Source organism: Erwinia aphidicola, from assembly GCF_024169515.1.
GTDB classification, from domain to species: domain Bacteria; phylum Pseudomonadota; class Gammaproteobacteria; order Enterobacterales; family Enterobacteriaceae; genus Erwinia; species Erwinia aphidicola.
The window spans coordinates 1,662,943-1,687,675 of the sequence record NZ_JAMKCQ010000001.1 but is presented as its reverse complement, the minus strand read 5'-3'; the positions used below and the strand labels follow the sequence as shown (position 1 = coordinate 1,687,675).

Annotated in this window: 24 protein-coding genes; 8 read left to right on the top strand and 16 right to left on the bottom strand. The window is 59.8% G+C overall.

Annotated elements, in window-relative coordinates:
- The first annotated feature begins 160 nt into the window (after positions 1-160).
- The 6 genes from rbsK to J2Y91_RS07805 all read left to right on the top strand — a co-directional run bounded on the left by rbsK (position 161) and on the right by J2Y91_RS07805 (position 6,476).
- Complete coding sequence (gene rbsK, locus J2Y91_RS07830) at positions 161-1,366, top strand: ribokinase (protein ID WP_133622374.1); 1,206 nt, start codon at positions 161-163, stop codon at positions 1,364-1,366.
- A 43-nt stretch (positions 1,367-1,409) separates the two neighbouring features.
- Positions 1,410-2,333 carry a dihydrodipicolinate synthase family protein gene (locus J2Y91_RS07825; RefSeq protein WP_133622375.1) on the top strand — a complete coding sequence of 308 codons (924 nt, stop codon included), beginning with the start codon at positions 1,410-1,412 and terminating at the stop codon, positions 2,331-2,333.
- Between the two features lie 81 nt (positions 2,334-2,414).
- Entirely contained in the window at positions 2,415-2,906 is a 492-nt protein-coding gene (locus J2Y91_RS07820; protein ID WP_133622376.1) for a NanQ anomerase/TabA/YiaL family protein, read from the top strand.
- Positions 2,903-4,207: an MFS transporter gene (locus J2Y91_RS07815; RefSeq protein WP_133622377.1), complete on the top strand. Its 1,305-nt coding sequence runs from the start codon at positions 2,903-2,905 to the stop codon at positions 4,205-4,207. The genes J2Y91_RS07820 and J2Y91_RS07815 overlap by 4 nt, the downstream gene beginning before the upstream one ends.
- A gap of 91 nt (positions 4,208-4,298) precedes the next feature.
- Positions 4,299-5,108 (top strand): sugar-phosphatase, encoded by an 810-nt coding sequence (gene yidA / locus J2Y91_RS07810; protein WP_133622378.1) that lies wholly within the window; start codon positions 4,299-4,301, stop codon positions 5,106-5,108.
- Between the two features lie 108 nt (positions 5,109-5,216).
- Positions 5,217-6,476: a YidR family protein gene (locus J2Y91_RS07805; protein WP_133622379.1), complete on the top strand. Its 1,260-nt coding sequence runs from the start codon at positions 5,217-5,219 to the stop codon at positions 6,474-6,476.
- On the opposite strand, the gene J2Y91_RS07800 is transcribed toward J2Y91_RS07805, so the two are convergent.
- Entirely contained in the window at positions 6,454-6,864 is a 411-nt protein-coding gene (locus tag J2Y91_RS07800) for a YceK/YidQ family lipoprotein (RefSeq protein WP_133624980.1), read from the bottom strand. The two genes, J2Y91_RS07805 and J2Y91_RS07800, sit on opposite strands and share 23 nt — an antisense overlap.
- A 304-nt stretch (positions 6,865-7,168) precedes the next feature.
- On the opposite strand from J2Y91_RS07800, the gene ibpA reads away from it, so the two are divergent.
- Positions 7,169-7,591, top strand: a complete 423-nt coding sequence (gene ibpA / locus J2Y91_RS07795) for a small heat shock chaperone IbpA (protein ID WP_048917901.1) — start codon at positions 7,169-7,171, stop codon at positions 7,589-7,591.
- A gap of 52 nt (positions 7,592-7,643) precedes the next feature.
- Here ibpA and J2Y91_RS07790 read toward each other — a convergent pair whose 3' ends face one another.
- Positions 7,644-8,894 (bottom strand): valine--pyruvate transaminase, encoded by a 1,251-nt coding sequence (locus J2Y91_RS07790; RefSeq protein WP_133622380.1) that lies wholly within the window; start codon positions 8,892-8,894, stop codon positions 7,644-7,646.
- 404 nt (positions 8,895-9,298) lie between these two features.
- Between J2Y91_RS07790 and J2Y91_RS07785 the strand changes: the two genes are divergently transcribed.
- Positions 9,299-10,507: an aldose 1-epimerase family protein gene (locus J2Y91_RS07785; RefSeq protein WP_133622381.1), complete on the top strand. Its 1,209-nt coding sequence runs from the start codon at positions 9,299-9,301 to the stop codon at positions 10,505-10,507.
- Between the two features lie 48 nt (positions 10,508-10,555).
- On the opposite strand, the gene ghrB is transcribed toward J2Y91_RS07785, so the two are convergent.
- From ghrB to fdxH, 14 genes are all read right to left on the bottom strand, one after another.
- Positions 10,556-11,536, bottom strand: coding sequence for a glyoxylate/hydroxypyruvate reductase GhrB (ghrB, locus tag J2Y91_RS07780; protein WP_133622382.1), 981 nt, complete (start codon positions 11,534-11,536; stop codon positions 10,556-10,558).
- A gap of 17 nt (positions 11,537-11,553) precedes the next feature.
- Complete coding sequence (locus tag J2Y91_RS07775; protein ID WP_133622383.1) at positions 11,554-12,837, bottom strand: MFS transporter; 1,284 nt, start codon at positions 12,835-12,837, stop codon at positions 11,554-11,556.
- A 72-nt stretch (positions 12,838-12,909) separates the two neighbouring features.
- Positions 12,910-13,863: a sugar kinase gene (locus J2Y91_RS07770; RefSeq protein WP_133622384.1), complete on the bottom strand. Its 954-nt coding sequence runs from the start codon at positions 13,861-13,863 to the stop codon at positions 12,910-12,912.
- Between the two features lie 3 nt (positions 13,864-13,866).
- Positions 13,867-14,616 carry a sugar phosphate isomerase/epimerase family protein gene (locus J2Y91_RS07765; protein WP_133622385.1) on the bottom strand — a complete coding sequence of 250 codons (750 nt, stop codon included), beginning with the start codon at positions 14,614-14,616 and terminating at the stop codon, positions 13,867-13,869.
- Positions 14,617-14,841: 225 nt separating this feature from the next.
- Positions 14,842-15,876 carry a LacI family DNA-binding transcriptional regulator gene (locus tag J2Y91_RS07760; protein ID WP_048917895.1) on the bottom strand — a complete coding sequence of 345 codons (1,035 nt, stop codon included), beginning with the start codon at positions 15,874-15,876 and terminating at the stop codon, positions 14,842-14,844.
- 59 nt (positions 15,877-15,935) lie between these two features.
- On the bottom strand, positions 15,936-16,922 hold the full coding sequence (locus tag J2Y91_RS07755; RefSeq protein ID WP_133622386.1) for a LacI family DNA-binding transcriptional regulator: 987 nt from the start codon (positions 16,920-16,922) through the stop codon (positions 15,936-15,938).
- 122 nt (positions 16,923-17,044) lie between these two features.
- On the bottom strand, positions 17,045-17,710 hold the full coding sequence (locus tag J2Y91_RS07750; RefSeq protein WP_099754746.1) for an OmpA family lipoprotein: 666 nt from the start codon (positions 17,708-17,710) through the stop codon (positions 17,045-17,047).
- 106 nt (positions 17,711-17,816) lie between these two features.
- The gene (locus J2Y91_RS07745) at positions 17,817-18,398 is read right to left on the bottom strand and encodes a DNA-3-methyladenine glycosylase I (RefSeq protein WP_133622387.1); all 582 of its coding nucleotides are present in this window, start codon (positions 18,396-18,398) and stop codon (positions 17,817-17,819) included.
- A gap of 37 nt (positions 18,399-18,435) precedes the next feature.
- Positions 18,436-20,274: a selenocysteine-specific translation elongation factor gene (selB, locus tag J2Y91_RS07740; RefSeq protein WP_133622388.1), complete on the bottom strand. Its 1,839-nt coding sequence runs from the start codon at positions 20,272-20,274 to the stop codon at positions 18,436-18,438.
- Positions 20,271-21,650 carry an L-seryl-tRNA(Sec) selenium transferase gene (gene selA / locus J2Y91_RS07735; RefSeq protein WP_133622389.1) on the bottom strand — a complete coding sequence of 460 codons (1,380 nt, stop codon included), beginning with the start codon at positions 21,648-21,650 and terminating at the stop codon, positions 20,271-20,273. Before selA ends, selB begins: the two co-directional genes overlap by 4 nt.
- A 3-nt stretch (positions 21,651-21,653) precedes the next feature.
- Positions 21,654-22,265, bottom strand: coding sequence for a glutathione S-transferase (locus J2Y91_RS07730; protein ID WP_133622390.1), 612 nt, complete (start codon positions 22,263-22,265; stop codon positions 21,654-21,656).
- A gap of 2 nt (positions 22,266-22,267) precedes the next feature.
- Entirely contained in the window at positions 22,268-23,194 is a 927-nt protein-coding gene (gene fdhE, locus J2Y91_RS07725; protein WP_133622391.1) for a formate dehydrogenase accessory protein FdhE, read from the bottom strand.
- On the bottom strand, positions 23,194-23,844 hold the full coding sequence (fdoI, locus tag J2Y91_RS07720) for a formate dehydrogenase cytochrome b556 subunit (protein WP_133622392.1): 651 nt from the start codon (positions 23,842-23,844) through the stop codon (positions 23,194-23,196). Before fdoI ends, fdhE begins: the two co-directional genes overlap by 1 nt.
- Entirely contained in the window at positions 23,841-24,731 is an 891-nt protein-coding gene (fdxH, locus tag J2Y91_RS07715; protein WP_133622393.1) for a formate dehydrogenase subunit beta, read from the bottom strand. Before fdxH ends, fdoI begins: the two co-directional genes overlap by 4 nt.
- Between the last annotated feature and the right edge of the window lie 2 nt (positions 24,732-24,733).

Here is a 24,733-nt window from a genome sequence, read left to right as displayed (position 1 = left end):
CCGATGGTTATTTTAACTACAGGCTTAGCTTAAAATAGCAGCCTACCATTCCACCCTTTGGTTTCCCTTCCGTTTGCTTCCGTTTTTCCCCGCGCGCTATGACCGCTATCACTTTTAAACGTATCGTGCTCCCTTAGTCTCTTAATACAAAGAGGTGACTATGTATCTGGAACAGCGGCGTAACCACATTCTTGAGTATCTCGATCGCCATGAAACGCTGAGCGTCGCCTGGCTGGCCGGGACCTTTGCCGTATCGAAAGAGACGATTCGCAGCGATCTGGCGGCGCTGGCGGGGCTGGGATTGATTCAGCGCTGCCACGGCGGGGCGATGGTGTTACGCCGCAATCTGCAGGCCAGGCTGATTTCAGAGACCGGCGGCAACTTTGAGGTGCTGCTGCAGCGGCTGGAGAGCCAGCGCCTGAGCGGGCAGCGCGGCAAGCGTAAAACTCAGGGGCGGGTGTGTATCCTTGGCTCGTTTAACGTCGATATCGTGGCGAAGGTCGCGCGCTTTCCCAGAGGCGGTGAATCGCTGCTGGCGCTTGGCAGCACGCTGGGTCCGGGTGGCAAAGGGGCCAATCAGGCAATGGCCGCCAGCCGTACCGGGGCGCGGGTGCACTTTGTCTCTAAAGTGGGTAAAGACCAGTTCAGCCAGTTTGCTTTCGATCACCTTTCGGCATCGGATATTCACTCCTTCAAGCTCTATCAGAGTGAAAGCGAGCCGACCGGCAATGCGATTATCTATGTGTCGCAGCAGGATGGCGAAAACATGATCGCCATCTACTCCGGCGCCAATCAGACGCTCACCGATGGCGAAGTGGCGGAGATGACGCACGAGCTGTCCGGCGCTGACGTCTTGCTGCTACAGCTGGAGAACAACTTCTCCGCCACGCTCAACGCCATGAAGCTGGCCAATACGCTGGGCGTGCGGGTGATTATGAATCCGGCACCGTTCTCGGACGATGTACTCAAATGCCTGCAGTATGTCGACGTGATCACCCCCAATGAGACCGAGGCGTCGCTGCTCTCGGGGGTTGAGGTGACGGATCTGGAGAGCGCCAGAGAAGCGGCGCAGGCCATCGTGCGCCAGGGCGCGAAGCGGGTGATTATCACCATGAGCTCGCGCGGCGCGCTGATCCTCGATAACGGCCAGTTCCAGCATATTCCGGCATTTCCGGCGCTCAGCGTTGATACCACCGGCGCGGGCGATGCCTTTAACGGCGCCTTCGCCGCCGCGCTGGCAAGCGGACAGACCATTGCGCAGGCGGCGACCTATGCCGCGGCGTTTGCTTCACTGGCGGTGGAGCGTGAAGGGGCCAGCAATATGCCCGATCACCCCCAGGTGGTTGCGCGACTGGCGCAGCGCTGAACCGCCCCATTTTCAGGCAGTACGCTGCCATCAGGAGAACAAGATGAAGAAGATTGAAGGCATTGTCCCGGTGATGTTGACGCCGTTTACCCCTGATAACCAGATCGACTATCCGGGCCTCGAACGTTTAATTGACTGGTATCTGACGCAGGGCGTGGATGCGCTGTTTGCCGTCTGTCAGTCGAGCGAAATGCAGTTCCTGTCGCTGCAGGAGCGCGTATCGCTTGCGGAATTTGTGGTCGGCAAAGTGCAGGGCCGCGTACCGGTGATTGCCTCCGGACATATCAGCGATGCGCTTGACGCGCAGATCGAAGAGCTGAGCGCGATGGCCGCCACCGGCATCGATGCGCTGGTGCTGGTGACCAACCATCTTGACCCGAAAAACGAGGGTAGCGAGGTGTTCTTCTCCACGCTGAACGCGCTGCTGGAAGCCCTGCCAGCCAGCATGCCGCTTGGCCTTTACGAGTGCCCGGCCCCGTATCGCCGCCTGCTGAGCGACGAAGAGTTCAGCTTCTGCGCCAAAAGCGGCCGCTTCGTGGTGCTGAAAGATGTCAGCTGCGACCTGCCGACCGTGCAGCGCCGCGTGAAGCTGGCAGAGGGCACGCCGTTCAATATCATCAACGCCAACGCGGCGATCGCCTGGCCCGCTATCCAGGCAGGCTCGAAAGGCTTCAGCGGTGTGTTTACCAACTTCCACCCGGAGCTGTATCACTGGCTGTATCACCACGGGGCAGAGCAGCCGGAAAAAGCCCAGGAGCTGTCGCTGTTCCTGTCGCTGTCCGCGGTCACGGAGACGCTGGGCTACCCGAAAAATGCCAAAATTTATCATCAGCATCTGGGCACGTTCAGCAGCGAGTTCTGCCGCGTGAACAAAGATAACGTGCTGGAAAAATTCTGGGGCCTCGGCGTGCTGCTGGATCAAATCCAGCAGGGCACCACGCTGTGGCAGAAGAAAATCGCGGGCTAGCTGTTCGCGCCGGGCAGCGCTACCAGGGGCTGCCCGCTGTACCCACACCCGCCAAACAAATAACAATACGGGACAACGACGATGATTTTTTGCGATCGCAACGACTGGGCGAGGGAACGTCACACCCTGCACCCGGTGATTAATCAGGCTTTGGAATGGATTGCCGCCACGGATTTTGCCGCGCTGGAACCGGGAAAATTCGACATCCTGCCGGATAATAAGATGTTCTGCCTCTATCAGACCATGGCAACCGAACCGGCCAGCGCCCGCCGCGCCGAGTCACATGTTAACTATGTTGATATTCAGTATCTGCTGTCCGGTGAAGAGAGCATCGGCGTGGCGCGCGCGCACCCAAGCCATGTGGTAGTCGAAGACGACGCCGAACAGCGCGATATCGTGTTCTACCATCAGACCCACAATGAATCGATGATTGCGCTGGAAGCGGATACCTTTGTGGTGCTGTTTCCCCATGATGTTCATCGCCCCTGTTGCCAGACCCACGGTGTTTCCCGCATCCGCAAAGCGGTAATCAAAATTCACCTGAGCCTGTTTACTGACGAGACATCATCATGAAAGAGACCTCTGTAGCCGCAACCTCCTCCGTGCAGCCGCTGGCCGCCAACCGGCCGCCGATCTCTCGCCTGCGCTGGGGCATTATCTTTATCCTGCTGCTGGCAGCGGTGGTTAACTATCTGGATCGCGCCAATCTCAGCATCGCCAACACCACCATTGCCGCCGAGTTTGGCTTCTCGCAGACCGAAATGGGGCTGCTGCTGTCGGCCTTCCTCTGGCCGTATGCGCTGGCCAACCTGCCGGCGGGCTGGCTGGTGGATAAGTTCGGCCCGAAACGCATGTTCTCCTGGGCGCTGGGGCTGTGGTCCGGCTTCACTTTCCTCGCCGCTTTTGTCAACAGCTACTCGGTGTTTTACGGCCTGCGTATGCTGCTGGGTATTTCCGAATCGCCGTTCTTTACCTCCGGCATTAAAATCACCCACCGCTGGTTTGGCGATAAAGAGCGCGGCCTGCCAACCTCAATCATCAATACCGGTTCGCAGATCGCTAACGCCATCGCCCCGCCAATCCTGACCGTGCTGCTGCTGAGCTTTGGCTGGCGCGGGATGTTTATGGCAATCGGCCTGATGGGGCTCCCACTGCTGCTGGCGTGGTGGAAGTTTTACCGCGATCCGGATGCGCGTGAAGATGCGCTGATCCATGCCGGGCACCGCAGCGTCACGGCCGCCGGGGAAAACGTGGTCAAAACCAGCTGGGGCGCGCTGTTTAAGCACCGCACCACGTGGTTTATGGTGATCGGTAACTTCTCCATCATGTTTACCATCTGGGTGTATCTCACCTGGCTGCCAAGCTATCTGGAAAAATCGCTCGGCTTTAGCCTGAAGCAGACCGGCTGGATTGCCTCGATTCCCTTCTTTGCCGGGATCCTCGGCGTGCTGGTGGGCGGGATGCTGTCCGATAAGCTGGTGCGAGGCGGCATGAAGGCCATTCACGCGCGTAAGATCCCCATCGTTGCGGGGGCGGCGCTGGCAGCCTGCTTTGTCGCCCCGATCCCGTTCGTCGACAGTACCCCGCTGGCGATTACCCTGCTGTCGCTGGGCTACTTCTGCTCGCAGATGCCACAGGGGGCTATCTGGACGCTGGCGACCGACATCGCGCCGAAGGATCAGGTGGCGTCACTCGGGGCGATTCAGAACTTTGGCGGCTTCCTTGGCGCCGCAATGGCACCGATTGTTACCGGGGTGATTCTGGATATGACCGGAAAATTCACCAACGTGTTCCTGCTCGGGGCCGGGCTGCTGATGCTGGGTGCGATCAGCTACGGTTTCTTTGTTAATAAACCGCTGGCAGCGCAGCGCTGATGGATGCGTGCCGTTCAGCGCGTAATCAGGCTGGTGATCATGAGCTGAATCGCGCTAGCATGGGAACAAACTGTTGGCTAACGAGGATGGTATGGCGATAAAACTGATTGCGATTGATATGGACGGCACGTTACTGAATCCACAGCACCAGATCACCCCAGGCGTGAAGCAGGCCATTCAGGCGGCGCGCGATAACGGCGTGGCGATTGTCCTGGCGACCGGGCGCCCGTTTGTCGGCGTCCAGAACTACCTGAGGGAGCTGGATTTACAGCAGCCGGGGCAGTACTGCATCACCAACAACGGCGCACTGGTTCAAAAGGCGGAAAGCGGTGAGTGCGTGGCGGAAGTGGCGCTGCATTTCGATGATTATCTCTACTTCGAAAAGCTGGCGCGCGAGCTGGGCGTGCATTTCCAGGCGCTGACCAAAACCGAGCTGTTCACGCCGAATAAGGATATCAGTGAATATACCGTCCATGAGGCGTGGCTGACCGGTATTCCGCTGCGCCAGCGCGACGTCGCTGAAATGGACCGCAGCCTGAGCTTCCCGAAAGTGATGATGATCGACCCGCCAGAACAGTTGGATGCGGCGATTAAACAGATCCCGCAGGAAGCGTACGATCGCTACACCATCATGAAAAGTTCGCCTTACTACCTCGAAATCCTCGATAAAAGCGTCAATAAAGGAGCGGGCGTTAAAGCGCTGGCGGATCTGCTGGGGCTGAAGCGTGAAGAGGTGATGGCTATCGGCGACCAGGAGAATGACCTGGCAATGCTGGAATATGCCGGAACCGGCGTGGCGATGGGCAACGGCATTGAGAAAGTGAAGGCGATGGCGCAGTTTGTCACCCGGCCGAACTTTGAAGATGGCGTCGCCCACGCGATTGAGAAGTTCGTGCTGTAACCTGCCTGACCGCGTCAGACGGCGGATATTCTGCATCCGCCGTATCCACCACTATCCTTAGTCATCGGTGGCGGGGATCCTCCCCGCCCCCCTTTTCAACGGCCTTCTATGAAAGAAAAGCAACTCACCTTCGCCCCGCGCCACCACCAGCTGACCAATATCAATGTCTGGACCGCGGACAGCCAGTGGCTGGTGTACGACGTGCGCCCTTCCGGCGCCTCCTTTACCGGCCTGACCATTGAGCGGGTGAACGCCAGCAGCGGTGACACCGAGGTGCTCTATCAGGCGCGCGACGGTGCGCACGTTGGCGTGGTAACCGCCAGCCCGGACCTGCCCCCGCGCTACGTCTGCATTCACGGCCCCGAGCACCCGGACAGCCAGTGGAAGTATGATTTCCATCATCGGCGCGGGGTGATCGTTCAGCACGGGGTGGCGGAAAATCTTGATGCCTGCGATATCACCCCGCCGTTTACCGCCGGGGCGCTGCGCGGCGGCTCGCACGTGCACGTGTTCAGCCCGGACGGTTCACGCCTGAGCTTTACCTATAACGACCACGTGATGCATGAGCTGGACGTGAAGCAGGACCTGCGCAATGTGGGCGTGGCGGTGCCGCTGCATGCGGTCTGCCCGCCAAAAAACCATCCGCGTGAATATGACGGCAGCCACTACTGCGTGCTGGTGAGCCGCACCACCGTTCAGCCGCTGCCGGGCAGCGATGAAATCAACCGCGCCTATGAAGAGGGCTGGGTAGGAAATCGGGGGTATCAGCGCGCCGACGGTAGCCGTCAGCGCTGGGCGCTGGCCTTTATTGGCGATACCGTCGCGCCAGGCGGCGAGAAAGTGGCCGAGGTGTTTATTGTCGATCTGCCGGAAAACAGTGCCGACTATGCGCTGGCCGGGGACGCGCCGCTGGAAGGCACCGCACACAGCCTGCCAGCGCCACCGCGCGGCGTAAAACAGCGGCGCCTGACCTTTACCCGCCGTGGCCTGGCCAGAACCCCGCGCCACTGGCTGCGTAGCTCGCCGGACGGCAGCGCGATTGCTTTTCTGATGGCGGACGAGGCGGAGGTGGTGCAGCTGTGGACCGTTTCCCCACTGGGGGGCGAGCCGCGGCAGGTAACGCACGGCCAGCACAGCATTCAGTCGGCGTTCAGCTGGCACCCGAACGGGCAGCAGCTGGTGTTCGTCTGCGATAACAGCGTGATGATTTGTCAGCTTGCCAGCGGAGCTGTGCGGCGCATTACCGCACGCAGCGCAATCCCGCCGGTAGCGGATGCGGTGGTGTTCTCGCCGGACGGTGAGTCAGTCGCCTATTTGCGGGACGGCGACCCGTGGCGGCAGATATTTATCGCGCGGGTGCGTGGCTAGCGCCACTGGCGGGTGAAGGTGCGGCATCGCGGGTGGGCGACATCGGGGCCATGGTTTCATTCATGATGGCATCGGTATGATTGGCCTGCTCGCTGCGCAGCACGCGCGCGCGCGGGGAGTCATCTTCCCCTTTGTCGCCGGAGCGGTAATAGTCCATCGGCAGCAGCAGGGTATCCAGCACCGCCGAGAACGGCAGATCGATAGCGGCCAGCGGTTTCATCACCCAGCCGCTGTTTTTATCGACGATCGTCTCTGCGCTGGCGCGCGTGCCGGGGTAGTAACCCTCGTAAGGCGCGGAGTGCATCATCACGCTGGAGCAGCCGCTGGTGCTGACCAGCGAAACGCAGGCAATAAAACCGGCAATATGGCACTTCTTTAATGCGTTCATCATCAATATCCCTTGTTATGGCAAGCCTGCTGAGACTTGTCGCCGGTGTGCGCAAAAAAGCGTAGTCCACTCTGTGGTGGCTGGCATCGTGTTCCGGCAAACTCATCCCTGAGTGTATGACATTCACTGCTTTCCGGTTAAAAAAATCGCATTTTCCCCTTGAAAGCATCGCGTCTGTCACCATTTTACTCTTACGGTCAGTGAAGCCTGCGCCGACAGGGCAGCGTTTACTGAACCGGCGGTCCGTCCAATGTGGAGGATCGACTTTGTTAATCACATCTCGCTGACTATCAGGAGCTGCAACATGCGTAATTTTGACCTTGCCCCACTGTATCGTTCATCCATTGGCTTTGACCGTCTGATCAACCTGCTGGAATCCAGCCAGGGTCAGAGCAACAACAATGGCGGCTACCCTCCGTACAATGTGGAGCTGGTGGCAGAAAACAACTACCGAATTACCATTGCCGTGGCGGGCTTCGCGGAAAGCGAACTGGAGATCACCTCCCACGACAACCTGCTCAGCGTGCGCGGTTCGCACCCGGAAGAGCAGCAGGAACGCACCTATCTCTATCAGGGCATTGCCGAGCGCAACTTCGAGCGTAAATTCCAGCTGGCCGAGCACGTACACGTGCGTGATGCCAAACTGGAAAATGGCCTGCTGTATATCGACCTTGAGCGCGTGGTGCCTGAAGCCAATAAACCGCGCCGTATCGAAATCATGAAATAACATGCTTACGGGCCGCCAGCTGGCGGCCCTTGTTCTATCCGCTCTTGCGGCGTTAGCCTTCGCAATGCGCCCGCTCGACCTCTTCCGTCAGAATCGCAATTCCGCGCTCAATCTTCTCGCTGTCCGGCACATAGTTCATGCGCATGCACTGATGCGTATGCGGCCACGCCTGCTCCAGCCCCGGGAAGAAGAAGTGCCCCGGCACCATCAGCACGCCGCGCTGTTTTAAGCGCTGGTACAGCACTTCGGTGGTGATCGGCAGGTCTTTAAACCACAGCCAGAGGAAAATCGCCCCTTCCGGTTTATGGATCAGGCAGCGTTCGGGGGATAAATAGCGGCGAATAACGGCGATTGTCTGGTTAACCCGCTGCTGGTAGAACGGCTTAATTACCTCTTCAGAGAGCCGCAGCAGATCGCCGCGCTGGATCATCTCATTAGCGATCGCCGGGCCAATGCTGCCGGGTGCCAGGCTGATAATGCCGTTCATATTGCTGATGGCGGAGATCACTTTCTCATCGGCAATAATGATGCCGCAGCGCGAGCCCGGCAGGCCGAGCTTGGACAGGCTCATGCACAGAATAATGTTAGGGTTCCACAGCGGGCGCGCCTCGCTGAAGATAATACCGGGGAACGGCACGCCATAAGCGTTATCGATCAGCAGCGGGATCTGATGCTGCTGCGCCAGCGCATCCAGCTTCAGCAGCTCCTCATCGGTGATGACATTGCCGGTCGGGTTGGTCGGGCGCGATACGCAGATCAGCCCGGTATCGTCGCCGATATGCAGGTGCTCAAAATCGACGTGATACTTGAACTGGCCTTCCGGCAGCAGTTCGATATTCGGGCGCGTTGAGACAAACAGATCTTCATCCAGTCCGGCATCGGCATAGCCAAGGTATTCCGGGGCCAGAGGGAACAGCACGCGTTTCATACTGCCGTCGGCGCGGCGGCCAGCGTACAGGTTAAACAGATAGAAGAAGGCGCTCTGGCTACCGTTGGTCAGGGCGATATTTTCGGGGGCGATCTGCCAGCCCAGCTCATCGCGCAGCAGCCGGGAGAGTGAATCCAGCAGGGTGCTTTTACCGCGTGGGCCATCGTAGTTACACAGCGCTTCCGCCAGCTTGCCTTCGTCGTGCATCTGCTGCAGCAGCTGCTGGAAATAGTCGTTCATCGCCGGGATCTGCGCGGGATTACCGCCGCCGAGCATCACCGTCCCCGGCGTGCGTAAGCCTTCGCCCATATCTTCCATCAGACGAGAGATGCCCGAGTGGCGCGTAAATTTGTCACCAAATGCCGAAAAGCTCATACCCTGTTAATCACTTGTTAGTCCTCAGGAGGACCACCTTAACGTCAGCAGACGGATGAATGCAATGCTGCGGCGGCAGAATCGCATTTGTCTGATTGTGCCAGCCTGCCTGGCCCCTAAGCAGGAGGGCGAGCGGTGTAGGATCGGGGCAGCCCTTACTTGCAGAGGGCGAGCAGCACCCCATAGCTGAATCGTTTTTTACATCCCGCTCAATCTTCCGCTAAACATCACATTTATTTATGTAATTAATCCTGACTCATCATTTTTACGTGACCAACATCGCGTTTAATGGAGCAAAAACAGCTTAAAAGTCAGGCGGTGATGGTTGTCACGTTTTTATCTGCCGGTGATTTGTAGTCTGGACCCGCATAAAGCTAAATCAATTCAGCTAAAGGGATAAAGAGATGAGAAAAACAGTTCTGTCAGGGTGTGTGTTGGCGATTCTTAGCGGTCAGGCTGCGGCGCAAAGTTGGCTGCTGACGGATGCTGAAAGCGGGACAGAAAAGGGCAACTGGCAAATTAGCAGCCAGCAGCTGAAGTTGCCAGGCGAGAGTTTCAGCATTGAGCAAAAGGTGTTGCACGGCGGCAAGCAGGAGGGCTCCAAAGTGCTGACGCTGACCAGCAAAAATGGGCTCACCATCGCGCTCAGCCCGACGCGCGGTATGGATCTGCTGCACGTCAGCGGTCACGGCGTGCGCCTGGGCTGGGATTCTCCGGTGCAGGAAGTGGTCAACCCGGCCTATATCAACCTGGAGAGCCGTAACGGGCTGGGCTGGCTGGAAGGATTCAACGAGATGATGGTGCGCTGCGGCTTTGAGTGGACCGGGCACCCGGTGACCAAAGACGGGATGATCTACACCCTGCACGGCAAGGCGGGCAACACGCCAGCGTCGAAGGTGGAAGTGATTGTTGATGATCAAGCCCCGCATGAAATTCGCATTCGCGGGCTGCTGAAAGAGGTCACCTTTAAGAAGGCGAAACTCGAAACCTGGACCGAGCTGCGTTACGTGCCGGGCTCGGACTCGTTCACCGTGCATGATGTGCTGACCAATGAGGCAGACTATCCGCACGACTACCAGATTATCTACCACAGTAACTTCGGCACGCCGATCCTGGAAAAAGACGCGCGCTTTATCGCCCCGCTGAAATCAGTATCGCCTTTTAACGACTACGCCAAAAAAGGGCTGGATGGCTGGAACGTTTATGGCGCGCCGACCAAAGATTTCGACGAGATGGTGTTTAACCTGCAGCCCAAAGCGGACAGCAATGGCAAAACCGTGGCGGCGGTGATTAACAGCAAGGGCGACAAGGGGGCCGCGATTGAGTTTGATACCCGCCAGCTGCCGCTGCTGACCATGTGGAAGAACACCGACACCCTGAAGCAGGGTTATGTCACCGGGATTGAGCCGGGCACCAACTATGCTTATCCGGTGACAATCGAGAAAGAGCAGGGAAGAGTGAAACAGCTGCAGCCGGGGCAGAGCACCGAATTTACGCTGACCTATTCCCTACTGAAGGACGCCAGCGCGGTGCAGAAGGTTGAACAGCGCGTGAAGCAGATCCAGGGGGATGACACGGTAGAGATTAACCAAACGCCGATCGCGACGGAGTAACCCTCCCCGCGGTAGGGGCGGGGCATGCCCCGCCCGTTTTGGCGTGCCTCAGTCCTGGGACAATATCTGTGGATTAACGCAGTTCTTCTCCACCTTACCGGTTAACGCGGCAATCAGGTTATCTACCGCGTCCTTCGCCATACCGTAGCGGGTCTCATGGGTCGCGGAGCCGATATGCGGCAGCGCCACCACGTTGCGCAGCTGCAGCAGCTCTGAGCTGACCGGCAGCGGCTCCCGCTCAAACACGTCCAGCCCGGCAGCGTGAATCGTGCCATCTTTCAATGCGTCGATCAGCGCCTGCTCATCGACCACCGGGCCGCGCCCGGCGTTAATCAGCACCGCGCTTTTCTTCATCTTCGCCAGCTGCTCACGCCCGATCAGGTGATGGGTCTGCTCGGTCAGCGGCAGGCTGATGCAGAGGAAGTCTGACTCGGCCAGCAGGGTATCCAGGTCGCAGTACTGCGCGTCAAAGCGCTGCTCGGCCTCTTCATGATGCTTACGCGCGTTATACAGGATCGGCATGCCGAAACCGAGGTGCGCACGCTGCGCCAGCGCCAGACCGATGCGGCCCATGCCCAGAATGCCGAGCTTCTTGTGGTGGACATCAATGCCGAACCACTCCGCCCCGAAACTGCCCTGCCATTCGCCCGCCTTCACGCGTTCCGCCATTTCGACCACGCGGCGTGCGGAGCTGAGCACCAGCGCCATCATGGTATCGGCCACCGTTTCGGTCAGCACCGTCGGGGTGTGCATCAGCAGCACTTTGCGGTCGTTGAGCGCGGCGACGTCAAAGTTGTCGTAACCGACCGAGACGCTAGAGGCGGCGCGCAGCTTCGGCGCGTGCTGTAGAAACTCCGCATCCACTTTGCCGCCGGAGCCGAGGATCCCCTCGGCATGACGGAAGGCGTCAGCATGTTGCGCGACGGTTTTCGGGGTTAAGCCGTTGATTTCAGTCACGCTGAAATGGTCATCCAGCTTTGCACGCAGGTCTTCAGGCAACGATTTATACAGCACCACAGAAGGTTTCATTCATTTCTCCAAAAGCATTAAGCGTGTTTAGCGCAGTCGGGCAGCGGCTGTTGCTTGTTACGCGCCGGTTTTACGGCCAGCGTCAGTCCGACGGAAATCAGTAATGCCCCACCCATAAAGATATAGGACGCGGACGGGCTGCCGGTGGCGCCGTTCAGGTAACCGACCACCCACGAGCCAAGAAACGATCCCAGGGCGCCCATCGCATTGATCAGGGCCATCGCGCCGCCGGCGACATTACGCGGCAGCATCTCCGGGATAATGGCAAAGAACGGGCCATAAGGTGCGTACATTGCCGCCCCGGCAATCACCAGCAGGGCATATGAGAGCCAGAAGTTGCCTGGCCCCACCAAATATGAACCTAAAAACGCCAGCGCACCAATCAGCAGCAATGGCCAGACAAACAGTTTGCGGTTTTGTAACTTATCAGAGGCCCAGGAGACAACGATCATCGCAATGGTTGCGGCCAGATAGGGGACCGCCGACAGCCAGCCAGCTTCGACCATGCCCATCCCGGTACCGTTACGCAGGATAGATGGCAGCCACAGCACAAAGCCGTACACGCCGATGCTCCAGGTAAAGTACTGGGCGCACAGGATGATAACGTTGCGCGACTTAAAGGCTTCGGCGTAGTTGCGTACCGCCTTCAGGCCCTCCTGCTCCTTTTGCAGCTGCGCCTGCAGCGCGGCTTTCTCCGCATCGCTCAGCCATTTGGCCTGCGCCGGTTTATCCTGCACCAGGAACCACCAGGCGACTGCCCAGATCACCGCCGGGAAGCCTTCGATAATAAACATCTCGCGCCAGCCAAAGGCTTCAATCAGATAGCCAGACACGACCGACATCCACAGTACGGTAACCGGGTTACCGAGGATCAGGAAGGTATTGGCGCGTGAGCGTTCGGATTTAGTAAACCAGTTGCTGATGTAGATCAGCATTGCCGGCATCACCGCCGCCTCTACGACACCCAGCGTAAAGCGGATCGCCGCCAGCATCGGAATGTTGCTCACCAGCCCGGTCAGCGTGGCGCAGGTTCCCCACAGGATCAGGCACCAGAACACCAGCTTCTTCACGCTGCGCCGCTCGGCATAGATGGCACCGGGGATCTGGAAGAAGAAGTAGCCGAGGAAGAACAGCGCACCGAGCAGGGATGACACCCCTTTGGTGATGCCGAGGTCTTCGTTGATCCCCGCAGCGGAAGCAAAGCTAAAGTTTGCACGGTCCAGATACGCCAGGCTGTAGGTGATAAACACGATGGGCATGATGTACCACCAGCGTTTTGGCGCGATTGTCTGATTGCTCATAGTTCTGTCCTCGATGTCCGCATTCTGTGGTAGGGCGATGCGGTTTTGTTATGTTCCGGTCAGTGGCAACAGCTAGAAATCACCCAGCGTGGCGCGCGTGGGTAACCCTTCGCTGTCGCCCGATACCTGGATTGCCAGAGAACCGATTTTGTTACCGCGCAGGATCGCTGCGGGTAACGATTTTCCTTCCAGCAGGGCACTGATCACTCCGACGGCAAAGCCATCGCCAGCGCCGACGGTATCCACCACGTTATCCGTGAGCACCGCCGCAATCTGCCCTTTTTCCCCTGCCGCCGTTTTATACCAGGCGCCGTCGCTGCCGGTTTTGATCGCCACCGCCTGCACGCCCATCGCCAGATAGAAATCGGCAATCGCTTCCGGCTGCTGATAGCCGGTCAGGATCTGGCCCTCTTTGATACCCGGCAGCACCCAGTCGGCGTACTGCGCCAGACCGTTCAGCTGTTTAATCATTTCGGCTTCGCTCGACCACAGCACCGGGCGTAGGTTCGGGTCGAAGGAGATGGTTTTCCCCAGCGCCTTCATTTCACGGGCCGCATGCAGAGACAGCGCCAGCGAGCTGTCAGAAATGGCCGCCGCCACGCCGCTCAGATGCAGGTGGCGTGCGTTGGCAAAGTAGTCGCGATCAAAATCGGCGGGCGAGAGATGGCTGGCAGCTGAGCCTTTACGGAAGTATTCGACCAGCGGATCGGAGCCATCATCCACGCGGGATTTCATCTGGAAACCCGTAGGATAACGCGGGTCACAGGTGACCTGACGGCGGTCGACGCCTTCCAGATCGAGCTGCTGACAGGTGAAGCGGCCAAACGAGTCGTCACCCACGCGGCTGACCCAGCCGACGTTCAGGCCGAGACGCGCCAGGCCAATAGCCACGTTGAGTTCGGCGCCGGCAATGCGTTTGCTGAACTGCGACACGCTGGCCAAATCGCCGCATTCGCTGGCGACAAACATCGCCATGGCCTCACCGATGGTCACGGCATCCAGCGTTGGGTAGGTTTGAACGGTCATGATTTACTCCTCGCGCAGCAGGTCAACGTAGTGGCGGGTAACGGCCACCAGGTCGGCCCCTTCCAGCGGAAACTCAATGGCCCGCGGCACGTCGGCAGGTAAAAGAGCCAGCGTCTCGCGCCACAGATTATCGGCATCATCCAGCGCCACCGCGCGCCAGCTGTCTCCGTGGGGGACGGCGGCCTTAACGTGGATATAGCTGACAAAGCGGCTCAGGCGTTCGGCTGCCAGCAGCGGCTGGTCGCCAACCCACAGCCAGTTGCCCATATCGAAAGTCATGCCGTTACAGGTGCGGCTCTCACCACAGGCGTGGAAGAACGGGTCAAGCGCGCTCAGTTTACCGCAGGCGGTTTGGTCGTTCTCCACCACCAGATGGACCTTTTTCCCTGCCAGCTTGCCGCGCAGGACGCTGCAGTCAAAGCTGGGCTGATAGTGGCCCAGAGAATATTTAAGTAGCTGCGCGTTAAGCTGTTCCGCCTCGTTGAAATGCCGATCGAGGTTGGGATTAAGCGAACCGTCTGCCATAAACAGCGCTTCCGGCACCGAATAGAACGCCATCAGGCGGCTGTCCGCTATCGCGTCGGCTAACTCAGGCAGCGCTGACAGCTGCTGCGCGCTGAACAGCTCGCGGCGGATCTCCACACCATTGGCTCCGGCGGCGGCAATGATCGGCAGCAGCGCCTGCTGCCCGCCCAGCTCGGCTATTTTCTCGCGGCCGTAGGCGGCGGTAACCACTATCACTTCTCTTTTCATCTTCCCTCCGGCAATTCTGCGGACCTTTGCGCCCGACTTGATGAAAAAACGTTAGTTGGAACCGGTTCCAAAAGATAGCGACAGAAGTGGAATTTATGATCGCGCTCACGATGTGAACAATTTCTGGCGGGGAAAGCTCTTAAAAATGGCAGGTCGCAGGAGGTGCAGGCAATGAACAAAAAATCCTGTTCCCGCTATAGGGAACAGGCAAGCCTGTAACGCTGTTTATCCTGAAACGGCCAGCTTCTGCGTCGACCCGCGCACAATCAGTTCACCGCTAAATACCTGCTCGTGCATCGGTGCTTCATCGCCCTCAATGCGTTTCAGCACCTGCTCCAGCGCGGCGTAGCCCATTTGCCAGGTGGGCTGCTTGAGGGTAGTGATGCCGACGCCGGCCAGCTCTGCCCACTCCAGTTCGTCAAAGCCCAGCAGGCCAAGCTGCTGACCCCAGTTGAGATTGAGCCGGCGCAGGGCGCGGGCTACCTGCAGCGTCAGTGCGCCATTGACCACCATCACTGCGCACGGGGCGTGCTGATGGCGCTGGTAAAAGTCGCTCAGCACCTGTTCCAGCTTTTCACCGTCGCCAAGCGGCACCTCGGCATGTTCCGCGACCCGCTCCGGCTGCTGCGCCATGCGCTGATGGAATGCATGCACGCGCTCGAGGCGGGTATTTACCAGCCCCAGCGGTTCGCTGATAAACAGCAGGGCGCGATAGCCCTGCGTCAGCAAGTGGTCGGTGGCCTGAAGTGCCGCCGCCGGGTTATCCAGCCCGATCACATCGCAGTCGAAATCGGGGATTTTACGGTCAATCAGTACCATGGGCAGCAGCGACTGCTGCAGCTGATTGAGCGCCTCTTCGCGCATGCCGACGGCGTTCACCACCACCCCCTCTACCTGATAGCTGCTGAGCAGGTTGAGGTAGTGCTGTTCCAGGTCCACTTCGTTGTTGGTATTACACATCAGCAGGGTAAAGCCGTGCGCGCGGCAGGCGGCTTCGATGCCGCTCAGCACGTTAACCGAGTAGGGGTTGGTGATATCCGCAATGATCAGGCCAATCAGCCGCGTGCGCCCGCGCTTCAGGCCGCGTGCCATCTGGCTGGGGCGATAGTTAAGCTCGGCGATGGCCGTTTCGATACGGGTTTTCAGCTCGGCGGACAGCGCGTTTAGCTCGCCGTTGAGATAGCGGGAAACGCTGGTTTTGCCGACGTTCGCGGCTTTGGCGACATCGCTGATGGTGGCTTTGGCGGCCTTACGGTTCATGATGGTCCCTGGCGGTGAATATTGCGCGAGACTATCACACCTGCCGCGTTACGCCAGCATCAGGGCAATTTCAGTTCGGGCTGCCACAGCACCTGAAGCGTTGCCACCTCTTCGCCCTGCATCAGCCGCAGCACCATTTCCGCCACCTGCTGACCGACGTCGAGGCGTGTAGCCTGCGCAATGCTGGCAACCGGTTCGGCAATCACCGAATCGCCGGGCAGCCCGTCATACACCATCAGCTCAATGCGCTGCGGGCCGGTCAGCCGCCCGGCTTCACGCAGTGCAATCGCCGCGCCGTCGCCCAGCATATTACAGTCGGCGACGATCGCCTGCGGCGGCTCTGACTGTGCCAGCAGCGTTTGAGTCAGGCGATAGCCTTCACGGCGGTTAGGCTCGGCCTGCCAGCAGCTATCGCGCGCCAGCCCGTGCTGCTCCAGCGCGTCGAGAAACCCCTGGCGGCGCTGGCTGACGAAGGTTTGATCGTGGTGGCTGCCGAGCCATGCAAGCCGTTGTAGCCCCTGCGCGGCATAGTGCGCCACGGCCAGCTGCGGGCCGGCGTAATTATCAAAATCGAACCAGGCATAGGGGGTGTCGAGCTGGCTGCGGCCAAGCGCAAGAAAGGGAAAGTGCAGCTGCTGTAGCTTCACCAGACGGCTGTCATGGCGGGTGGTGTGCGCGACAATCAGGGCGTCAACGCAGTGCGTGCGCAGCATACGCTGCATGCCGCGATGGTCGTCATGGGTATCATCGGCGATGATTAACAGGTCGATATCGGCGCGGGCCAGCGACTGGGCTATCGCCCCCATCATCTCGACAAAGCTGGCATCGTTAAACGGCAGCGGAGCGACGGGAAACAGCAAACCGACCGCGTTGCTGCGCCCGGTTTTCAGGCGCCGCGCGACGGCATTGGGGCGATATCCACGCCGTCTGGCTTCCTGTTGAATGCGCAGCCGGGTCTCTTCCGCGACGTCGTCATAGCCGTTGAGGGCTCGGCTGACGGTGGTGACGGAGAGGCCCAGCGCGTGAGCGATCGCTTTCAGGGACATGTTTGCAGGTGTGATCAATTTTTGCGCAGGGTAGCACAATTTGCTGTAGCTCACTATCGCACGGCGTAATAATTGCGGGTGAGACTTGATCGCCCCGCCAGAGTAAGGCGGGGCCAGGAAGATTACTGCAGCGGGCTGAGGGTGATCTCAACGCGGCGGTTTTGCGCTTTCCCTTCTGCGCTGCTGTTTGAGGCAATCGGGTTGTCCGGCCCCATTCCGCTGGTGCGCACGCGGTTAGCGGCGACGCCCTGGGTGATCAGGGCGCTGCCCACGCCGTCGGCGCGCTGCTGAGACAGGGTCATGTTCAGCTGGCGGCTGCCGCTGCTGTCGGTATAACCGATCACATTAACCGCCGTTTTTGGATACTCTTTCAGCACCATCGCCACGCCGCTCAGGGTATTGGCCCCGGCCGGTTTCAGCGTGCTGCTGCTGGAGTCAAAGGTAACGTTATTCGGCATGTTGAGCACGATATTGTCACCGTTGCGCGTCACGCTGACCCCCGTGCCCTTCATTTTGTCGCGCAGTTTGGCTTCCTGCACGTCCATGTAGTAACCGGCTCCGCCACCCAGCGCCGCACCGGCTGCCGCGCCAATGAGCGCGCCCTTACCGCGATCTTTCTTCGAAGAGGAGATCATGCCAACACCGGCACCCAGAGCCGCACCAAGGCCTGCGCCGATACCGGATTTACCCGCTTCGCGCTCGCCAGTGTAAGGATTGGTGGTACAGCCGGCCAGGGCAAGAGTGCCGCTCAGCACCAGGGCGATAGTGACTACACTTTTCTTATTCATGGGGGTTCCCTCTCATTGCAGCGGTCAGACAAAATCTTGCCTGAAATGAATACCTAAACAGGGCGATTATGCCGCTGAAATGTGAGGGAAATACGTAGGCTTATTCTCAATTTGTAACGCAAGGCGACTTTTTGTGGTCAGGGTGGCAGAAACAGTCGGTCATATGTTCATTAATCAGCCCACAGGCCTGCATAAATGAGTAACAGGTGGTCGTACCAACGAATTTAAAGCCGCGTTTTTTTAGCGCTTTTGACATGGCATCTGAGGTCGGGCTGGTGGTGGGGGCGCTGCGGTAGTTACTGAAACGCGTTATTTGCGGCTGATGTTCGACGAAGTTCCAGATAAAGGTATTAAACGGCTCGCCGTTGGCTTCCATCGCCTGTACGGCGCGGGCGTTAGCGATAATTGCGTTGATTTTACCGCGATGGCGGATAATGCCGCTCTCCTGCATCAGCCGTTCAATATCGTCCTCATCCATCTGCGCCACGCGCTCAACGTCAAAATGGTGAAACAGGCGGCGATAGTTTTCGCGTTTTTTCAGCACGGTAAACCACGACAGCCCGGCGACCTGGCCCTCAAGACAGATCATCTCGAACAGCTCCCGGGTGTGCGTCAGCGGCACGCCCCATTCACTGTCGTGATAGGCGATGTATAACGGATCCTCAGATACCCAGCCACAGCGTTGCATAACCCTCATCCCTTTTGCTGTTTATTTAAACAGTATATTAGCGAAACATCTGGCCGTCGCGCAACAGGTGTTCGTTGCCTTTGCGCCGGGTAAAACCGCAGCGGTCAAAAAACTCCAGAATCTGTACTGCCAGCTTGCGCCCTACGCCGAGCCTGTCGCGGAAGTCCCCGGCGCTGGTGCTCAGAGCGGATGCCGCACGTTCGCGGATGATATCGGCAAAGCGCACAATCTGCGGCTGGGCGAAGTAGCGGTCTTTAACAATGGCGACGATCTCCCCGCCCTGTGCGGCCTTGCGCAGCAGCTGGCGCATCGGCGCTTCCTCACAGCCAGCCTGGGCCGCAAGGTCGCGCACCCACCAGGCCTGGTCGCCAAACAGTGGCCGCACCTGCTGCCAGAGCGCGTCCTCCCGGTCATCAAAACCTATCTCGAAATCAGGCAGGTGCAGCCAGCCATGATTGTTGCGCAGCGCCTGCTTATCCAGCAGCGTAGCAATAAGCGCCAGCACCAGCGATTCCGGCAGGTTGGGTAGCGCAATGCGCCGCAGGCGGTCGCGGCCGATACCGGGGCGGTCGTCGTGCTCGTTATGGTAGTTTTCCAGCGCGACCAGCAGCTCGGTCTGCCATTCGCGTGCATCTTTTTGCGGCAGCAGATAGTCCCCGGCAATTTCAGGCGCCACAGCAGTCAGCACCTCAGAGAGGGCGCCGGGGGAGAGCTGCAGCAGCCATTCAAGCTCTTCCGCCGTGCGCGGGCGCTGCTCCAGCAGCAGGGTGACTTTTTCCACCGCGCTATCGGCGTTTTCCAGCTGTTTTAGCCAGCTGATAAACGCCGGCTGTCGTTTACCGCGTTTTGGCGGCGTCAGCAGCAGCACTCTTGCTGCCCCAAGCGTTTCGCGGGCGCTGATATCGCGCAGGATCAGCCGGTCGTTGTCGGTCAGCCACAGCGGCTTGTCGAGCAGCAGCTCGGCGAGGTTATCCTGCAGCAGCGAGATGCGGCCGGTGATGTGGCTGGCGGCGTGATGCAGGTGCAGCGGCTGCCCCTGACGCAGAGCATGATGCAGCGTCAGGGCGACCAGTAGCCGATCGCACGGCTGCGCGGGCGCGTCGCTCAGCAGCCAGTCGCCGCGGGTGACGCGCTCTTTTTCAACGCCGCCGCTGAGATTGAGCGCGATGCGCTGGCCCCCATGCGCCCGTTCGGTGGGCTGGTTCTGAGCGTGCAGCCCGCGCACCCGCACAGCTTTGTTCATCCCGCTTAGCCACAGCGCGTCACCGACGCTGACGCTGCCGCAGAGGGCGGTGCCGGTCACCACCACGCCCGCGCCTTTAACGTTGAAAACCCGGTCGATGGCGAGGCGGAAGCGGCGGCCTGTTTCCAGCGCGCGTGCGGGTAGCTGGCGCAGATGGTCGCTGAGTTCGCTTATCCCAGCCTGGCTGTGAATGCTGGTGCTGAACAGATCAATCTGCTGCCAGCCAAGCTCCTGCGTCAGCTGGCGGATCTGCTGCTCCACCCCGGCGCGCCGGGCATCATCAACGCTGTCACACTTGGTAATGGCGACGGTCAGCGCAGGCTGGCCGCTGAGCTGCAAAATAGCCAGATGCTCGCGGGTTTGCGGCATCACGCCATCGTCGGCGGCGACCACCAGCAGGGCGCGATCGATACCACCAATGCCGCTCAGCATATTGGCGAGGAATTTTTCATGGCCCGGTACGTCAATAAAGCCAATAACCTGCCCGTCGGGCTGCGGCCAGTAGGCGTAGCCGAGGTCGATAGTCATACCGCGCACTTTCTCTTCCGGCAGGCGATCGGCGTTGATGCCGGTAATCGCCTGTAACAGCGACGTCTTGCCATGATCGACATGGCCAGCGGTGGCAATAATCATGCGGATACCATCCTGATAAACAGCGCCTCATCTTCCAGCGCGCGCAGGTCAAACCACAGGCGCCCCTGATAAATCCGCCCAATCAGCGGTACCTCGCCCGCACGTAAGCGCGCCGCCAGCGCCAGCAGAGTGCTGCCGCTGCCGTCGCGCGGGGTCAGCGTCAGCGCGCTGCTCGGCAGGCGCTCCACCGGCAGTGAACCGCTGCCGGGCTGCGAATGGCACGGCTCGGCCGCCACGACAAAATGTGCCCCGAGCGCGCTGTTCACGGCGGGCAGCAGGCGTGCGGCCTGGGCGGCAATCTCCTGCGCCGTGCGCGTCAGCAGCCGCAGCGTCGGCAGCTCGCGCGTCAGCGTTTCGGGATGCAGGTAGAGCTGCAGCGTGGCTTCCAGCGCCGCCAGGGTCATTTTATCCACGCGCAACGCGCGCTTCAGCGGGTGCTGCTGCAGGCGTGCAATCAGCGCTTTTTTCCCGACGATAATTCCGGCCTGCGGGCCGCCCAGCAGCTTGTCACCGGAGAAGCTCACCAGGCTGACGCCCGCGGCAATCAGCTGCTGCGGCATCGGCTCGGGCGGCAGCCCATAGGCGTCGAGGTCGATCAGCGAGCCGCTGCCGAGATCGCTGATGACCGGCAGGCCCAGCTCATTGCCCAGCGGCACCAGTTCGGCTTCGCTGACCGCTTTGGTGAACCCCTGCACCTGATAGTTGCTGGTGTGCACTTTCATCAGCAGTGCGCTCTCTGCGCTGACGGCCTGGCGGTAGTCTTTCAGATGGGTGCGGTTGGTGGTGCCGACTTCATGCAGCGTGCAGCCTGCCTGAGTCATCACATCGGGAATGCGAAACGATCCACCAATCTCCACCAGCTCACCGCGCGATACCACCACCTCTTTATCTGTGGCGAGCGCGGCCAGTATCAGCAGTACCGCTGCCGCATTGTTATTCACAATGCAGGCGTCTTCCGCCCCGGTCAGGCGGCACAGCAGGTCGGCCACTGCCCGATCGCGATGGCCGCGCTGCGCTTCATCCAGCGCGTACTCCAGCGTGACCGGAGAGCGCATCGCCCGGCAGACGGCACTCACTGCCGCTTCTGCCAGCTGGGCGCGCCCGAGGTTGGTATGCAGGAGCGTACCGCTAAGATTCAGCACCGGCTGCAGGCCGCTGGCGTGCGTCTGCTGCAGCTGCTGTGCGGCATGCTGCGCCCAGTCGCTGCACCAGGCGGGGAGCTGTTGATGTTGTTGGATCGCGTCGCGTGCCTGCTGTTGCAGCTGGCGCAGCAGATCGACCAGCTGACGGTGACCCCATCTGTCACTGAGTGCCTGAAACGCCGGCTGGCGTAACAGGCTGTCGATGGCGGGAAGTTGACTGAACAATGTTTTCATCGGCTAGTTTGCTGGCGGCTCCGTGCGGGCAAAGCTGTCGCGTTTGAACAGCGTTTCGGCCAGCTTCACCAGCTGCGGGCGGTTGACGCACCAGTCTGGCGCCACGCGGCGGAAGTTGAGGTAGCCGAGCGTACAGGCGGTAGCGATATCGGCCAGCGTGATGTCCGGGCCGTTCAGCCACTTCCCCTCTGCGGCGGCGGCTTCCAGCGCGTCCAGCCCGCGGCGGATCTTATCGCGCTGGCGCAGCATTTCGCTTTCCGACTGCTGGGCCGGATCTTTTTGCAGCTCGCGCACGATCAGCAGGCCGGCATCGCAGATGCCATCGGCCAGCGTTTCCAGCAGGCGCACTTCGAGCTGGTCGCGCGGGTCGACCGGCAGAAAAGCGGGCGCCTGATGCTGAAGTTCCAGAAAGGCAGCAATAATCGACGAGTTGTACCAGGTTTCATGCTCATCGACGATCAGCGCCGGGACTTTACCCAGCGGCGTGTAGTCTTTGACGTGGCTGCTGTCGTGCCACGGCGACTCGTTAATAAATTCGAAGGTGATGCCTTTCTCCAGCAGCATCACCGAAATTTTACGCACAAACGGGCTGGTGTAATTGCCGATCAGCTTCATGGCTACTCCCCGGGAAATAAAAATGGATTCAGACTGCTGCGGGCAAAGCCCTCTTGCTCCATACGCGCGTCGAGGATAAGCGAAGCCAGGTCATCGGCTACCGGCTCCACCGCCGGGTCTTTTTCCTGATACAGCATCTTCATGTAGGTTCCGCAGTCGCCGCAGCTTTCCGCTTTAATCGCGGCCACTTCGCTGTCGAGCGACCAGTAGTGCAGGTCGCCCGTCTGTTCGCAGTTGCTGCATTTGGCACGCACCACGTACCACTCGCTTTCACACAGGTTGCAGTGCAGATAGCGCAGGCCGCTTTTGCCGCTGCCCATATGCACTACGCTGGCGACCGGTACGCTGGCACACACCGGGCAGAACTGGCGCTGCTCGCCCGCTTCGGCGCGCGCCTTGCCGGGGATCAGTGCCGCCATCTGCGCCCAGTAGACCGACAGGGCCGCCCAGATAAACGGCGATTTGTCGCTGCTCACCTGGGCAAAATCGTTGGCAAACAGCGCGCTGGCCATCGCTTCAAGTTCACTGGATGACGCCTTTTCCAGATTCTCCAGCACCGACAGTGCCTGACCGCTCATCTCCGGCTTAAGCTCGGCGATCAGCGAGTGCAGCAGGCGCTGCCAGTGGGGATCGCGCGGCAGCGTGCTGATATCCAGCGGTGGCTTGCCGAGGCGGGCGCTCTCTTCCAGACGAGTGCGCAGATCCCTCTCCAGCGGATGGTCGTACAGCACGATCTCCTGAGCGGTGGCAATCACCGCGGCAAAGCGCAAATAATCACCCAGCGGGTTTTTCTCCGCCAGCTGCCGCAAACGGGCAGCGCGACGGCTGTATAACTGCTTCAGTCGGGGGAAAAGTAACGGCGGGATGGTCGCTGCCGTCATCGGATCGCTCTTCTCCAACTGGTCCTGGGGGATAATGCGAATTGTCATCAGGGACCTTTTTCCGGTTGTTTTGAACTGGCCTGCTGCTGGCGCAGGTTACGATACCAGCGCGGGTGATGCTTTTTCGCCCAGGCGGGCGTGACCCAGCCCTCCACCATCGCGGTGATGGTGCCTTTGACCCACAGGGCAGCGTAGATATGCACCATAATCACCACGATCAGCACCACCGCAGAGACCGAGTGCACCAGCAGCGCAATGCGGATCAGCGGAATGCTAAACAGCGCCGCAAGATAAGGCCGCCAGATCACTATCCCGCTGGCCAGCAGCAGAATTAAACTGATTATTGCAGCCCAGAATACGCACTTCTGACCAAAATTATAGCGCCCGGTATCTCCCACCTCCTCGTTTAAAGCAATTTTATGGATGTTTTTTGCCCAGACCAGGTCTTCGCGGTCAATCAGGTTGTGGCGCCAGTAGCGGAAAAACATCAGCAGGAAGCAGGCAAACATCACCACGCCAACGAACGGATGTAGGATGCGCGCCAGCTGCGGCGTGCCGAGGATTTGCAGCAGCCAGTTAAAAGAGGGAAAGAAAAACCCCAGCCCGCTGACGGCGGCGAGAATAAAGCAGAATGCCACCAGCCAGTGGTTGATGCGCTCAGGCGCGCTGTAGCGCTGAATGCGTTGACGTGACTTCATGGGCGTTCCTCCTTCTCTTCTTCATCCTCATCTTCCACCCGGTTCGGACCGACGCCGACATAGTGAAATATTGACGCGGCGAAGGTGGCCGCGAAGCCAATCGCGGCCAGCGGTTTCCATATTCCTTTCCAGAAGGTCACTGCCGGGCTGATCGCCGGTGCATCCGGCAGTCCGTGATACAGCGTGGGTCGGTCGGCATGGTGCAGCACGTACATCACGTGCGTACCGCCCACGCCTGGCGGATCGTACAGACCGGCATTGCGGTAACCGCGGCTGTTCAGCTCGCTGACGCGCCCGGCGGCGACCTCCTTCATCGCCTCTTTGCTGCCGAAGTGAATGGCACCGGTCGGGCAGGTTTTCACGCAGGCAGGTTCCTGACCGACGGTCACCCGATCGACGCACAGGGTGCATTTGTACACCTTATTGTCCTCGGGGTTCAGGCGCGGAACGTCGAACGGGCAGCCAGCGATGCAGTAACCGCAGCCGATACACTGCTCAGACTGGAAGTCGACGATGCCGTTAGCGTACTGGATGATCGCCCCTTCCGACGGGCAGGCCTTCAGGCAGCCCGGATCGGCGCAGTGCATACAGCCATCCTTGCGGATCAGCCACTCCAGCTTGCCGTGCTCTTCCACTTCGGAAAAACGCATCACCGTCCATGATTTGGCGGTCAGATCCGCCGGGTTATCGTACACCCCGACGTTATGACCGACCTCATCACGGATGTCGTTCCACTCGGAGCAGGCCACCTGGCAGGCTTTACAGCCAATACAGGTGGTGACGTCGATCAGCTTCGCCACCTCCTGCTGGTGGTCGCGCGCGCGCGGAGCCGGGGTCGCAGCGTTGGTGGCCGAGCGACGGATGATGTCCTGAGATTGATAAGCCATCG

What these genes read in the sequence shown, in the direction of transcription:
- rbsK (WP_133622374.1), top strand. Translation starts at nt 161, where the DNA reads ATGTATCTGGAACAGCGGCGTAACCACATTCTTGAGTATCTCGATCGC.
- J2Y91_RS07825 (WP_133622375.1), top strand. Translation starts at nt 1,410, where the DNA reads ATGAAGAAGATTGAAGGCATTGTCCCGGTGATGTTGACGCCGTTTACC.
- J2Y91_RS07820 (WP_133622376.1), top strand. Translation starts at nt 2,415, where the DNA reads ATGATTTTTTGCGATCGCAACGACTGGGCGAGGGAACGTCACACCCTG.
- J2Y91_RS07815 (WP_133622377.1), top strand. Translation starts at nt 2,903, where the DNA reads ATGAAAGAGACCTCTGTAGCCGCAACCTCCTCCGTGCAGCCGCTGGCC.
- yidA (WP_133622378.1), top strand. Translation starts at nt 4,299, where the DNA reads ATGGCGATAAAACTGATTGCGATTGATATGGACGGCACGTTACTGAAT.
- J2Y91_RS07805 (WP_133622379.1), top strand. Translation starts at nt 5,217, where the DNA reads ATGAAAGAAAAGCAACTCACCTTCGCCCCGCGCCACCACCAGCTGACC.
- J2Y91_RS07800 (WP_133624980.1), bottom strand. Translation starts at nt 6,864, where the DNA reads ATGAACGCATTAAAGAAGTGCCATATTGCCGGTTTTATTGCCTGCGTT.
- ibpA (WP_048917901.1), top strand. Translation starts at nt 7,169, where the DNA reads ATGCGTAATTTTGACCTTGCCCCACTGTATCGTTCATCCATTGGCTTT.
- J2Y91_RS07790 (WP_133622380.1), bottom strand. Translation starts at nt 8,894, where the DNA reads ATGAGCTTTTCGGCATTTGGTGACAAATTTACGCGCCACTCGGGCATC.
- J2Y91_RS07785 (WP_133622381.1), top strand. Translation starts at nt 9,299, where the DNA reads ATGAGAAAAACAGTTCTGTCAGGGTGTGTGTTGGCGATTCTTAGCGGT.
- ghrB (WP_133622382.1), bottom strand. Translation starts at nt 11,536, where the DNA reads ATGAAACCTTCTGTGGTGCTGTATAAATCGTTGCCTGAAGACCTGCGT.
- J2Y91_RS07775 (WP_133622383.1), bottom strand. Translation starts at nt 12,837, where the DNA reads ATGAGCAATCAGACAATCGCGCCAAAACGCTGGTGGTACATCATGCCC.
- J2Y91_RS07770 (WP_133622384.1), bottom strand. Translation starts at nt 13,863, where the DNA reads ATGACCGTTCAAACCTACCCAACGCTGGATGCCGTGACCATCGGTGAG.
- J2Y91_RS07765 (WP_133622385.1), bottom strand. Translation starts at nt 14,616, where the DNA reads ATGAAAAGAGAAGTGATAGTGGTTACCGCCGCCTACGGCCGCGAGAAA.
- J2Y91_RS07760 (WP_048917895.1), bottom strand. Translation starts at nt 15,876, where the DNA reads ATGAACCGTAAGGCCGCCAAAGCCACCATCAGCGATGTCGCCAAAGCC.
- J2Y91_RS07755 (WP_133622386.1), bottom strand. Translation starts at nt 16,922, where the DNA reads ATGTCCCTGAAAGCGATCGCTCACGCGCTGGGCCTCTCCGTCACCACC.
- J2Y91_RS07750 (WP_099754746.1), bottom strand. Translation starts at nt 17,710, where the DNA reads ATGAATAAGAAAAGTGTAGTCACTATCGCCCTGGTGCTGAGCGGCACT.
- J2Y91_RS07745 (WP_133622387.1), bottom strand. Translation starts at nt 18,398, where the DNA reads ATGCAACGCTGTGGCTGGGTATCTGAGGATCCGTTATACATCGCCTAT.
- selB (WP_133622388.1), bottom strand. Translation starts at nt 20,274, where the DNA reads ATGATTATTGCCACCGCTGGCCATGTCGATCATGGCAAGACGTCGCTG.
- selA (WP_133622389.1), bottom strand. Translation starts at nt 21,650, where the DNA reads ATGAAAACATTGTTCAGTCAACTTCCCGCCATCGACAGCCTGTTACGC.
- J2Y91_RS07730 (WP_133622390.1), bottom strand. Translation starts at nt 22,265, where the DNA reads ATGAAGCTGATCGGCAATTACACCAGCCCGTTTGTGCGTAAAATTTCG.
- fdhE (WP_133622391.1), bottom strand. Translation starts at nt 23,194, where the DNA reads ATGACAATTCGCATTATCCCCCAGGACCAGTTGGAGAAGAGCGATCCG.
- fdoI (WP_133622392.1), bottom strand. Translation starts at nt 23,844, where the DNA reads ATGAAGTCACGTCAACGCATTCAGCGCTACAGCGCGCCTGAGCGCATC.
- fdxH (WP_133622393.1), bottom strand. Translation starts at nt 24,731, where the DNA reads ATGGCTTATCAATCTCAGGACATCATCCGTCGCTCGGCCACCAACGCT.